The organism is Promicromonospora sp. NPDC050880 (assembly GCF_044456525.1).
In the GTDB taxonomy this organism is placed as follows: Bacteria; Actinomycetota; Actinomycetes; order Actinomycetales; family Cellulomonadaceae; genus Promicromonospora.
In genome coordinates, this window is sequence record NZ_JBITFV010000001.1 from 797,380 (window position 1) to 809,207 (window position 11,828).

The following is an 11,828-nucleotide window of genomic DNA, read 5'->3' on the forward strand; positions in this document are numbered from 1 at the left end:
CCGAACCGCACCGGCCGGGCGAGTGCCAGGGAGATACCGGGATATCTGCTGGTGGCGAATCCGGCCGTGCTCAGACCGGGTTGATGCCGAGCTGCATCCCGGCGAGCCCCCGCCGGCGGCCGGCGAGCGCGGAGGCGACCTCGCGCAGCACCTTGGCCCCGGGTGAGTCCGGGGCGGCGAGGACCACGGGGGTCCCGCCGTCCCCGCCCTCGCGGACGGCGACGTCCAGCGGCACCTGGCCGAGCAGCGGCACGTCCTTGCCGACCAGGTCGGTGAGCCGGGCCGAGACCTGGGCGCCACCACCCGTGCCGAAGACCTCCAGGCGCGTGCCGTCGGGCTGCTCCAGCCACGACATGTTCTCGACCACGCCCACCACGCCCTGCGACGTCTGGGTCGCCACGGACCCGGCGCGCTCGGCGACCTCGGCGGCGGCGGCCTGCGGCGTCGTCACCACGAGGATCTCCGAGGACGGCAGGAGCTGCGCCACCGAGATCGCGATGTCGCCGGTGCCGGGCGGCAGGTCCAGGAGCAGCACGTCGAGGTCGCCCCAGAACACGTCGGCGAGGAACTGCTCCAGCGCGCGGTGCAGCATCGGCCCGCGCCACACGACGGGCTGGCCCTGCGGCACGAACATGCCGATCGAGACCACCTTGACGCCGTGCGCGATGGGCGGCAGCAGCATGTTGTCGACCCGGGTGGGCTGGCGGTCCACGCCCAGCATGCGGGGGATCGAGAAGCCGTAGATGTCCGCGTCGATCACGCCGACCGACAGGCCGTCCGCCGCAAGCGCCACCGCGAGGTTGGCCGTCACGGACGACTTGCCCACGCCGCCCTTGCCGGAGGCCACCGCGAACACCTTGGTCATCGAGCCCGGCTGAGAGAACGGGATGACGGGGTCACCCGCGCCGCCGCGGAGCTTCGAGCGCAGGGACGAGCGCTGCTCGGGGGTCATGACGCCCAGCTCGACGTCGACGCCGGCAACCCCCTCGACCGCGCTCGCCGCCGCGGTCACGTCCTTGACCAGCGTCGACTTCATCGGACACCCCGCGACGGTGAGGTCGACACCGACGGCGACGTGGCCGTTCGTCGACACCTCGACCGACCGGACCATGCCCAGGTCGGTGATGGGGCGCCGGATCTCGGGATCGAGCACGCCGGTGAGCGCGTCGCGCACACGGGCCTCGAGGGCGGGGGAGTCGACGGGGGTCATGTTCCGATCCTAGGACGGGGGTCCAGCGGGTCCGGCACGCGCTTTCATGTTTTTGCAATGAAGCTCAGTTGAAACGGTACGCTGCGTCACCACCACCGGTGAGGAGGCCCGATGACCGAGGCACGCGTCCCCGCGCGAGTTCGGCATGTCGCCTCCGAGGGGCAGGCGCGTGAGCTCGCCTCCGCGCTCCAGCGCCCGGGCCGCGACCGGCCGGTGGTCGTCATCTCGACGCCCGCGGGCCACGACACGCCCTTCGTGGACCCGCAGCGGGTGCTCGACGACGTCGCCGGCCTGGCCGAGGTGGTGGTGATCCCCACGGGTGACGTGTCCTGGGCGTTCTCGTCGGGCATGCCCCCGGACACGCAGGTCTACGGCGGCGCCTCCCGCGTCTACGGCACCGACCTGGAGTGGGTGCATCATCCACGTCGTTCGCCGCTGCACTTCGCCTACTCCCCGGACGAGGACGCCCGGGTGCACGACCGGCTCGTGGGTGACGTCATGCGGCTCGCGGTGCGCGCGGGGATCGTGGGTTCGTCGCGGGCCGCGGCGGACGCGGCGGTCACGGGTGGCACGGTGCTCGGCCTGCTCGGGTCGCGCGCCCTGGTCAGCACCGACGACGGCGGCCAGGCGACCGTCGCGGAGGAGCTCGTCCTGCCCGACGTGCCGCTGGGGAGCGTGCTCGCGCCGGGCATGCGGGTCACGGGTGTGCTCGACCCGGCCCGCCGCCTCCTCGACATCCGCGGCATGCTGCCCGACGGCGCCGCGCTGCGCCGCGCCGTGCATGCCGCCTACCGGGTGGGTCAGGTGGTGCTCGGCCGGATCGAGACCGTCGAGGACGACGCCGTCCGCGTCGCCCTCGCACCGGGCGTGCTGGTGCGCGTGCGCCGCGCGGAGATCACCGGCAACGACCTGGACCTGCTCGGCGACCTGTTCACGCCGGGGGAGGTGGTGGCGGCCCGCCGGGTCCCCGCGCCGCTCGACGGCCTGGCGCTGCGGCTCGACGACGTCGACGAGTCGCAGGACGAGCCCGTGCCCGCGATCGCCCTGCTGGACGGGGGCCCGCCGTGGCTGGAGCCGGACCGTTCGGCCGCCGAGGACCCGTCGCCGGAGCCGCCGGTCCGGCTGGGGCCGGTCCGCGTGCGGCCGGGCGGTGTGCCGGAGGCGAGCGGCTCGGACGGGAGCGGCTCGGACGGGAGCGGTTCGGACGGACGTGGTCTCGGCGCGGATGCCCTGGATCAGGCTGTCGTGGACGGCGCGCCCGGCGAGCGCGCCCCGGACGGCGGCGCGCCCACGCCGGCCGACCTGTTCGGTGTGCGACCCACTCCGGCCGGCCCCGGGTCCTCGCCCGCGCCCGAGCCCGAGCCCCTACCCGCGGACGGTCCGCGCGCCCCCACGCCGGCCGACGTCGCCGCGTGGCACGCCGGCGAGCAGGACGCCCTGCCCTCGCCGTCGGCTCCGTCCGCCGGCGCGGCCGACAGCCCGGCGGAGCCGCCGGGCAAGGCCGCACGTGACCTCAGCCTCTCGCTGGACGCCGCGAAGTCCCAGGTCGCGGCCCTCGCGAAGGAGCTGCTGGACGACAAGGTCAAGCGGCACCAGGTCGAGCTGGAGGTCGACCGGCTGCTCGGGCGCGTCGGCGAGCTCACCGAACGGCTCGAGCGTGCCGAGCGGCGCGCCGAGCAGCAGGCGACCGCGCTGCGCAAGGCCCGGCAGGAGGCCGCACGGCTGCGTCGCCGGCTCGGCGACGCGGGGGACGAGCCGCCCGAGGAACGGTTCTTCCCCGACGACGAGGACCAGCTCCGGTTCGAGGTGCTGACCGAGTGGGCCCGGGCGATCCCCGCCGCCGAGAAGGCGGGGCGTCCCCTCGCCCCGTACACGCTCGGCCCGCGGTTCCTCGCCTCCCTGGCCGACGTCGAGGGCGTCAGCCGGGAGCGGGTCGTGTGGACGCTGGTCATGGTGCTGACCGGGCTCGCTCCCGAGATGAACGGGCTCCAGGTGCACCGCCTGCGGACCGGCTCCGGCGGCGACGACCCCGTCCGGCAGCGGGACGACGGCGCGGTGTGCTGGCGGGTCGCCCTCCAGGTCAACACGCCGTCGGCCCGCCGGCTGCACTACTGGCGGCTGTCCGGCGGCTCGTTCGAGCTGTCCCGGGTGGTGCTGCACGACGACGTCGAGCCGTGACTCAGCCCGGCTGGTCCTGCTCGCCGGACCGGTCCCGCTCCCGGCCCTTCTCGTCCAGCTCCTCCAGGAGGTTGCGGATCTCGGAGCGCACGAAGTCGCGCGTGGCGACCTCGTTCAGCGCGATGCGCAGCGCCGCCATCTCCCGCGCCAGGTACTCCGTGTCGGCGAGGTTGCGCTCACCGCGCTGCCGGTCCTGCTCGGCCGTGACCCGGTCGCGGTCGTCCTGCCGGTTCTGCGCCAGCAGGATCAGCGGGGCCGCGTAGCTGGCCTGCAGCGACAGCATGAGGGTGAGTGCCGTGAAGCCGTTGGCCGCGCTGTCGAACCGCAGACCCTCCGGGCCCCACGAGTTCCACGCGAGCCACAGCAGGCAGAAGACCGTCAGGTAGATGAGGAACCGCGGCGTGCCCAGGAACCGGGCGATCGCCTCGGTGGCCTTCCCGACGGCGTCCTGGTCCACCCGGAACCGGGGCACCAGACCGCGGCGCTGGGCGAGCGGGGTGTCGAGGCGGTCAGCCACGGCGCGGCCCCCGTCCCGCCGGGCGCTGCGCGGGCCGACGCCGCGCCGCCGGGGCGGCCTGCGCCGACACGGCCTCCATCCGCTCGTCGTCGCTGTCGCGCCAGTCGTCCGGGAGAATGTGGTCCAGCACGTCGTCGACGGTCACGACGCCCAGCAGCCGGCGCTGGGCGTCCAGCACGGGCAGCGCGAGCAGGTCGTAGGCGGCCAGGAGCCGGGTCACCTGCCCCACCGACGCGTCGTGGGTGAGCCACTCGGTCTCGGCGTCGAGCACCGACCCGACCGCCGCGTGCGGCGGCTCGCGCAGCAGCCGCTGGAAGTGCGCGACGCCGAGGAACCGGCCCGTCGGCGTCTCCAGCGGCGGGCGCACCACGAACACCATGGACGCCAGGGCCGGCGGCAGCTCCGAGCGCCGGATGGAGGCCAGGGCGGTCGCGATCGTGTCGTCCGCGCCCAGGATCACCGGTTCGGTGGTCATCAGGCCGCCGGCCGTGTCCTCGGCGTACTCCAGCAGGCGCCGGACGTCCGCGGCCTCCTCCGGCTCCATGAGGTTCAGCAGCTGGGCGGCCTGCTCCTCGGGCAGCTCGTGCAGCAGGTCGGCGGCGTCGTCGGGCTCCATGACCTCCAGCACGTCGGCCGCGCGGTCGACGTCCAGGCCCGACAGGATGGACACCTGCGCGTCCTCCGGCAGCTCCTCCAGCACGTCGGCCAGGCGCTCGTCGTTCAGCGCGGTGGCGATCTCCAGGCGGCGCGCCGTGCCCAGGTCGCGGATCACGTCCGCGAGGTCCGCCGCGCGCATGTCCTCGTACGCCTCCAGCAGGCGCGCGGCACCCTGCTCCGCCGAGCGGGCGGTGAGGTCTGCCACGGCGTCGACCGGCACCGTCAGGGTGGACCCCCGGCGGAACGGTGCCGAACCACGGGCCGACCGCCGCCGCACGAAGAGCTGGTCCACCAGCCAGTCGCCCGTCCGCTGCTGCGCGATCGACACGTCCTCGATGGTCACCTCGCCCGAGCCGTCCTTGAGCTGCACGCGGCGGTCGAGCAGCTCGCCGAGCACCACCGACTCCATGGCCCGCTGCTCGAACCGCCGCATGTTCACCAGGCCCGTGCTGATCACCTGCCCGGGGTCGATGCTCGTCACCCGGGTCAGCGGCAGGAAGACCCGGCGTCGGCCCGGCACCTCGACCACCAGGCCCACCGCCCGCGGCGCCCCTTTCGCCCGGACGAGCACGACGACGTCGCGGACGCGGCCCACCTGGTCCCCGATCGGGTCGAAGACCACGGTGCCTGCCAGACGTGCCACGAAGACCCTGCTGCCGGCGCTCACGCTGGTCAGCCTACGACCCGCCCCACACCCTCGCTCCTCGCCACTTCCGCCCGGGTGGGGGAGACTAGGGGTATGAGCATGTCTCGCCCGGGTGCCGTCCCGAAGGTCCCGACCCTGCCGGCCGGTGACGAGGTCGCCGCGTACTCCACCTACCTGGAGGCGCAGAAAGCAGTCGACTACCTCTCCGACAACAAGTTCCCCGTCGAGAACGTCACGATCGTGGGCACCGACCTGCGCATGGTCGAGCGCGTCACGGGCCGTCTCACCTATGGCCGCGTAGCGCTCGCGGGTGCGTTGTCGGGTGCCTGGTTCGGTTTCTTCGTCGGGCTCCTGCTCACGCTGTTCGCAGGTTCGTCCGGGTTCCAGGTGATGTTCGCGGGCATCGCGCTCGGTGCCGGCTTCGGTCTGCTGTTCTCGATCCTGTCGTACTCGTTCACGGGCGGACGCCGCGACTTCACCTCCTCGTCGCAGATCGTCGCGGCCACGTACGCGATCCTCTGCGGCCACGACCACGCGTCGGACGCACGCGCCCTGCTGGCGCAGTCGCCGAGCGGACTGGGCAAGTCCCGGGGAACGGCCACCGTCGGGGTCCCGGCGCCCACGGCCCCGCCCGCGTACGGTGCGCAGCCGCCGGCCGCCGCGCCGACCGGGCCCGCCGCTCCGCCGACCCGCCCGGCCGACCCGCGCTGGGTCACGCCGTCGGGCGAGCCGCGGTACGGCGCGATGCGCCCGGGGTCGCAGGCGCCGGCTGCTCCCTCGGCGGACACGACCCCGGGCGCGTCGGATGCGGCACCGGCCTCGGGCACGCCGAGTGGCGGGGTCGCTGAGTCCGGGCAGCCGGCTCCTGGCGCCCCGACGGATGCGCCGACGGCGCAGGACACCGGGTCCGACCGGCCCACGGCAGCGGCCGCCGACCAGGACGACGTCCCGACGTCGCGCACCACACCGCCGGCCAACCCGTACGCACCCCCGAGCGACGACCAGAAGTAGGGTCGCGCTCGCTCCGGAGACCGCGCTTGCTGCGGAGGAGCCGGCGCCAGCTTCGGAGGTCGTGCTCGCCCTGGAGGGAACGGCGCCAGCTTCGGAGGTCGCGCTCGCTGCCACGACGGTCGGCATGGTGCTCGCGCACCGTCCGGGGCCGCCCGGGGTCTCCTGTGTTCCCGCTGCATTCCGGCTGTCTTCCTGCCGAGTTCCTACTGGGTGCGCTGGGTGCGCTGGGCACGCTGGGCACGTGTTCGGCCCTTCGCGGTGTGACCACTGCTGACTTCGGTCCCTTGCGCCGAGATCGGTCAACCGGTTGACCGATCTCGGCGCAAGGGACCGAAGTCATGTTGCTGCTGCTGACGGATGACCGAAGTCATGCTGGTGCCGCTGATGGATGACCGAAGTCATGTTGCTGCCGCTGACGGATGACCGAAGTCGCGCCGCTACCGCCGGCAGATGACCGAGCATGTTCTGGGTTCTGCGCCGGGACCCTGTCCCAGACGCACGCTCGGCCCGAGCTCGACCACAGCGCGCCGTAATCCGTGCCGGTGCACAGGCGGCCCGGTCCAGGCCTCTCGAGCGGTCGGCCACGGTGGACCGTCGAGGCATGACCACAACGATCACCACCATCACGATCCCCGCCGTCACGCTGACGTTGGAGCATGATCGCAACCGACTTGCCGCGTCCGCCCGGGCCGGCGACATCCTCCGGGTCCGGCGCGGAGCCTACTGCCCACCGGACCAGATCCAGGCCGAGGGCCCAGGCCGGGCGTACCAGGAGGCGCGCCGACTGGCGCTCGCGCGGATCAGCGCCCTGCATACCCAGCTCAGGGCCGACCACGTGTTCGGTCACGTCTCGGCGGCCCTGCTCCTGGGGCTCCGCCTCTGGTCCATACCCACCGTCACACACGTCTACCAGCGCTACCGTGCCTCGGCCCATGCCGCGGCGGACGTCCGTCGTCACGCCTGGACGTTCTCCGCGCAGGACGTCGCCGTCGCGTCGGGCATTCCTGTGACGTCGTTGGCGCGCACCGTCGTCGACTGCGCACGGACCCTGCATCCCCTCGAAGCACTCGTGATCGCCGACTCCGTACTGGCCATGGGCCTCGCGCGGGAGACGTTGCTCGAGGTGCTCGCCGCCATGCCGGACCGACGCGGCACGCGCCGGGCCCGCCGGGTGATCGAGCTGGCCGACGCCGGCGCCCAGTCCGCCTGGGAGACCTGGGTCAGGTACGAGATCCTCCGGCGCGGGCTGCCCCGGCCCGTCACGCAGATGCCGGTCTGTACCGCGGCGGGTGTCTTCCACACCGACCTCGGGTACGACCGGTGGGCTCTGGGCATCGAGTTCGACGGGCGTGTGAAGTACCGTCCCGACGGCGTGCGCCCGGGACACGACCCGGCGCAGGAGTACCTGGACGAGAAGGCGCGAGCGGGTGCGATCCGGCAGGCCGGCATCACCATCGAGAGCGTCAGCGCCTCGGACAGGCGCGACGTGCCCGCGATGATTGCGCGATTCGTCCGCCATCTCCCGCGCGACGCCGTGGACGCGGCCCGCCTGGATCCGTTGCTCCGCCCGTCCTGACACGCGAAACCGGTCAGATGCACCGCGGCTGAGGACGGTTTCGGTCAGATGCACGACGGGCAGCATCGGTCAGATGCACGTCGGCCGGGCTCATCGTCGGTCGGATGCACGTTGACCGGGCTCACCTTCGCTCGGATGCACGTCGGTCGGGCTCTCACCTTCGGTCAGATGCACGTCGACCGGACCGATCTTCGGGGGGGGGGGGGGGGGGGGGGGGGGGCCCCCGCCCCCCCGCCGGCCCCCCCCCCCCCCCCCCCCCCCCCCCCCCCCCCCCCCCCCCCCCCCCCCCCACCCCCCGCCCCCCCCCCCCCCCCCCCCCGCCCCCCCCCCCCCCACCGTTCTGTCTCGCCAGGGCGCTACCTCACGGGCGGGGTTCCACGCCCGAGGTCAGCAGGCCGTAGACGTACGCCTCCGTGACCGCCTCCCAGGCGGCCTCGACCATGTTGGGGCCGACGCCGACCGTGGACCACGACCGCCCGCCGTCGCTCGTCTCGATCAGCACCCGTGTGATCGCGTCCGTACCGAGCTCCGTGTCCAGGATCCGCACCTTGAAGTCGATGAGCTCGAACCGGTCCAGCTCCGGGTAGACCCGCGACAGCGCGTGCCGCAGCGCCTGGTCCAGGGCGTTGACCGGCCCGTTGCCCTCACCCGTGGTGACGATCCGCTCCCCGCCGGCGCGGATCTTGACGGTCGCCTCGGCCACGGCGGCGGCGTCGGGAGCGTGGACCGACGGCGGGGCGGCGCCCGCCGGCACCGTCTCCACGATGGTGCGCCACGACTCGACGGCGAAGAACTCCGGGCGCTGCCCCAGCTCGGAGCGCAGCAGCAGGTCGAACGACGCGTCGGCGGCCTCGTAGGTGTAGCCCGCGGCCTCGTCGTCCTTCACGCGGTTGGTGACGCGCGAGAGCAGCTCACCCTGGCCCGCGAGGTCGAAGCCGAGCTCGCGGCCCTTGAGCTCGATCGACGCGCGGCCGGCCATGTCCGAGACCAGCATGCGCATGTCGTTGCCCACCAGCGTGGGGTCGGTGTGCTGGTACATGTCGGGGTCCACGCGGATGGCGCTGGCGTGCAGGCCGCCCTTGTGCGCGAACGCGCTGGCCCCCACGTACGGCTGCCGCGCGAACGGCGAGATGTTGGTGATCTCGCTGATGGCGTGCGAGATCCGGGTCGCCTCGCGCAGCCCGCCGTCGGCCAGCAGGGTCATGCCGCCCTTGAGCTCCAGGTTGGCCACGACGGTGATGAGGTCGGCGTTGCCGGTGCGCTCGCCGTAGCCGTTGACCGTTCCCTGCACGTGGGTCGCGCCCGCCTCGACGGCCGCCAGCGAGTTGGCGACGGCGCAGCCGCTGTCGTTGTGCGCGTGCACGCCGAGCAGGTCGTCCGCCCCGGCACCGGTCGAGGCCCGCAGCTCGTGGACGATCTCGCCCACCCAGGTCGGCAGCATGCCGCCGTTGGTGTCGCAGAGGGTGACCACCTCGGCACCGGCCTCGAACGCGGTGGTCACGGCGCTGGTCGCGTACTCGCGGTCGAACCGGTAGCCGTCGAAGAAGTGCTCGGCGTCCAGCACCACGCGGCGGCCCTCGCCCACGAGGAACGCGACGGTGTCGCTGATCATCGCGAGGTTCTCGGCGCGGGTCGTCCTGAGCGCGCGCTCGACGTGCCGCACGTCCGACTTGGCCACGAGCGTGACCACGGGGGTCGCGGCGTCGAGCAGCGCGCGCACCTGCGGGTCGTCTCCCGCGCGCACGCCCGCCCGGCGGGTGGCGCCGAACGCCGCGAGCACCGCGTTCTTCAGGGTCAGCTCGGCGGCGGCCCGGGCGAAGAAGTCGGTGTCCTTGGGCACGGCCCCCGGCCAGCCGCCCTCGATGTAGCCGACGCCGAGCTCGTCGAGCAGCGCCGCGATGGCGAGCTTGTCGGAGACGGAGAGGCTCATGCCCTCCTGCTGCGCGCCGTCACGCAGCGTCGTGTCGTACACCTGGAACGAGGGGGTGGTCATCGAGGCTCCCAACCATGTGTGCGACCTGGCCGTGCCAGGTCTTCAGGCCAACAAAAAAGACCCTCCAGGGTGTGGAAGGTCTGCGCGCCCGGTGCGATTCTCGCCGGACGCGCTACGAAATGATGATCACCTGTCGCGGGGTGGAGCTCGGGGTGAAGCGCTGAGTCATGCGGGTCATGGTGCCACAGCCGGACGATCGGCAAAAGCCCGGCCCAGGATCCGGACGCGGCTCCGGCCCTGCCGGGCGGCACCGCGGCACGGACCCGCACCCATGGTCACCCCTCCGGCCGCAGCCCCGCCGCGACGAGGTCGAGCAGGCGCTCGGTCCGGTCCGGCCGGCCCTCGGCGCCCACGAACAGGAGCGCCCCGAGCAGGAGCGCGGCGACGTCCGACGGATCGACATCGGCACGGAGCACCCCCGTCCGCGCACCTTCCTGGAGGATCGAGCCCAGGGCAGCCGCCACGCGCTCCCGCGTGACGGACTGGTCGATGCGCCCCGTCGCCCAGCCGGTGCGCAGCGTGTCGAGCATGCCGCGCTTGGTCGCGACGAAGGCGGCGTAGCGGTCCATCCACGCCCGGAGCGCCTGGTCGGGCGGGAGCTGGCCGAGCAGCTCGGCGGCGCTGGCCGCGACGGCGTCCAGCTCGGCGCCGTACACGGCCTCGACGAGGTCCTCGCGGGTGGGGAAGTGACGGTAGAGCGTGCCGATCCCGACGCCGGCGGCGCGGGCCACACGTTCCAGCGACACGGTGTCGTCCGACGCGGCGAACACCTCCTGGGCGGCGGCCACGAGCTTGCCGCGGTTGCGGAGCGCGTCGGAGCGCGCCGGACGGCCGGATGCGGGGACAGACAAAGCGGAGGCACCTCCGGTTGTGCTACGGTCGAAGAGCGGAGGGTCCTCCGCTTCATCCATCATCGCACGAGGACTGGTCTTCCATGACATCCAGCACCGCTCCCGAAACCCCCGGCACCCCGCGCCCCGGCGGCACTGCGCCGCTCGCCGGCCACACCGTCTCCCGCGTCGGCTACGGCGCCATGCAGCTCGAGCGGCTGCACGGCGATCGCGCGGCCGCGGCCGCACTCCTGCGCCGCGCGGTCGAGCTCGGCGTCGACCACTTCGACACCGCGCAGTTCTACGGCAACGGCTTCGTCAACGAGCTGCTCCGCGACACGCTCCGACCCGAGGACGGCGCCGTCGTCGTCTCCAAGGTGGGGGCCGACCCCGACCCCCACGGCCCGGTGCCCCTGCGCGCGGCCCAGCGGCCCGAGCAGCTGCGGGCCAGCGTCGAGGACAACCTCAGGAGCCTCGGCACCGAGCAGATCCCGGTGGTGAACCTGCGCCGCATGGACACCCTGCCCGGCGTCCTGGCGGAAGGTGACCAGGTGGTCGACCTCGACGACCAGCTCGCGGTCATGACCGCCCTGCGTGACGAGGGCAAGATCGGCGCGATCGGGCTGAGCAGCGTGACGCAGGACGTGCTGCGCCGGGCGCTCCCGGCCGGCATCGCGTGCGTGCAGAACGCGTACAGCCTGGTCGCCCGCCCCGACGAGGAGATGGTGGACCTCTGCACGGCCCACGGCATCGCGTGGGTGCCGTTCTTCCCGCTGGGCGGCGCGTTCCCCGGCATGCCGAAGGTCACCGACGAGCCGGCCGTGCTCGCCGCGAGCGCCGCGCTCGACGTCACGCCGTCGCAGGTCGGCCTCGCCTGGCTGCTGCGCCGATCGGCCGGCACGCTGCTCATCCCGGGCACCGGGGATGCCGGTCACCTGGAGCAGAATGTCGCGGCGGGTGCCCTGGCCCTGAGCGAGGAGTTCGACGGGGTGCTCGCCTCGCTCGACGCCGTGACGTCGCGCGGTGCGGACGTGCGCCTGGCCTGAGCGCCGCGGCTCCGGTTTCTCCGCCCTCCCGGCCGGGAGGGCGGAGAAACATCGGCTGATGTCGGGAATCGCGCTTCTCGCGGTGAACTTTGAACTTTTGTTTGCTAATCGGCATAAGTCCGGATAGGTTGCTCGGGACGACGACGTCGGACCGGGGAGCAACG

At 73.5% G+C, this 11,828-nt stretch carries 9 protein-coding genes; 4 read left to right on the forward strand and 5 right to left on the reverse strand.

Going from position 1 to position 11,828, the window contains the following annotated elements:
• Positions 1-70: 70 nt before the first annotated feature.
• Positions 71-1,210: an Mrp/NBP35 family ATP-binding protein gene (locus tag ACIBBF_RS03585; protein WP_397410550.1), complete on the reverse strand. Its 1,140-nt coding sequence runs from the start codon at positions 1,208-1,210 to the stop codon at positions 71-73.
• 111 nt (positions 1,211-1,321) lie between these two features.
• Here ACIBBF_RS03585 and ACIBBF_RS03590 point away from each other — a divergent pair, with 111 nt between their 5' ends.
• Complete coding sequence (locus ACIBBF_RS03590; protein ID WP_397410552.1) at positions 1,322-3,388, forward strand: hypothetical protein; 2,067 nt, start codon at positions 1,322-1,324, stop codon at positions 3,386-3,388.
• Between the two features lies 1 nt (position 3,389).
• On the opposite strand, the gene ACIBBF_RS03595 is transcribed toward ACIBBF_RS03590, so the two are convergent.
• On the reverse strand, positions 3,390-3,905 hold the full coding sequence (locus ACIBBF_RS03595; RefSeq protein WP_397410554.1) for a DUF1003 domain-containing protein: 516 nt from the start codon (positions 3,903-3,905) through the stop codon (positions 3,390-3,392).
• Positions 3,898-5,229: a magnesium transporter MgtE N-terminal domain-containing protein gene (locus ACIBBF_RS03600; protein ID WP_397410556.1), complete on the reverse strand. Its 1,332-nt coding sequence runs from the start codon at positions 5,227-5,229 to the stop codon at positions 3,898-3,900. The genes ACIBBF_RS03595 and ACIBBF_RS03600 overlap by 8 nt, the downstream gene beginning before the upstream one ends.
• Before the next feature lie 72 nt (positions 5,230-5,301).
• Here ACIBBF_RS03600 and ACIBBF_RS03605 point away from each other — a divergent pair, with 72 nt between their 5' ends.
• Both ACIBBF_RS03605 and ACIBBF_RS03610 read left to right on the forward strand, forming a co-directional pair.
• On the forward strand, positions 5,302-6,219 hold the full coding sequence (locus ACIBBF_RS03605) for a general stress protein (protein ID WP_397410558.1): 918 nt from the start codon (positions 5,302-5,304) through the stop codon (positions 6,217-6,219).
• Positions 6,220-6,820: 601 nt separating this feature from the next.
• A complete protein-coding gene (locus tag ACIBBF_RS03610) occupies positions 6,821-7,795 on the forward strand; it encodes a hypothetical protein (protein WP_397410560.1) in 975 nt (324 codons plus the stop codon).
• Between the two features lie 361 nt (positions 7,796-8,156).
• Here the strand turns inward: ACIBBF_RS03610 and cimA are convergent, their stop codons facing one another.
• Both cimA and ACIBBF_RS03620 read right to left on the reverse strand, forming a co-directional pair.
• Complete coding sequence (gene cimA / locus ACIBBF_RS03615; protein ID WP_397410562.1) at positions 8,157-9,788, reverse strand: citramalate synthase; 1,632 nt, start codon at positions 9,786-9,788, stop codon at positions 8,157-8,159.
• A gap of 275 nt (positions 9,789-10,063) precedes the next feature.
• Positions 10,064-10,639, reverse strand: a complete 576-nt coding sequence (locus ACIBBF_RS03620; RefSeq protein WP_397410564.1) for a TetR/AcrR family transcriptional regulator — start codon at positions 10,637-10,639, stop codon at positions 10,064-10,066.
• An 83-nt stretch (positions 10,640-10,722) separates the two neighbouring features.
• Between ACIBBF_RS03620 and ACIBBF_RS03625 the strand changes: the two genes are divergently transcribed.
• Positions 10,723-11,664, forward strand: a complete 942-nt coding sequence (locus ACIBBF_RS03625) for an aldo/keto reductase (RefSeq protein WP_397410566.1) — start codon at positions 10,723-10,725, stop codon at positions 11,662-11,664.
• Positions 11,665-11,828: the final 164 nt, after the last annotated feature.

Excerpts from the sequence above, each read along its gene's own strand:
- ACIBBF_RS03585 (WP_397410550.1), bottom strand. The coding sequence starts at position 1,210 with ATGACCCCCGTCGACTCCCCCGCCCTCGAGGCCCGTGTGCGCGACGCG.
- ACIBBF_RS03590 (WP_397410552.1), top strand. The coding sequence starts at position 1,322 with ATGACCGAGGCACGCGTCCCCGCGCGAGTTCGGCATGTCGCCTCCGAG.
- ACIBBF_RS03605 (WP_397410558.1), top strand. The coding sequence starts at position 5,302 with ATGAGCATGTCTCGCCCGGGTGCCGTCCCGAAGGTCCCGACCCTGCCG.
- ACIBBF_RS03610 (WP_397410560.1), top strand. The coding sequence starts at position 6,821 with ATGACCACAACGATCACCACCATCACGATCCCCGCCGTCACGCTGACG.
- cimA (WP_397410562.1), bottom strand. The coding sequence starts at position 9,788 with ATGACCACCCCCTCGTTCCAGGTGTACGACACGACGCTGCGTGACGGC.
- ACIBBF_RS03625 (WP_397410566.1), top strand. The coding sequence starts at position 10,723 with ATGACATCCAGCACCGCTCCCGAAACCCCCGGCACCCCGCGCCCCGGC.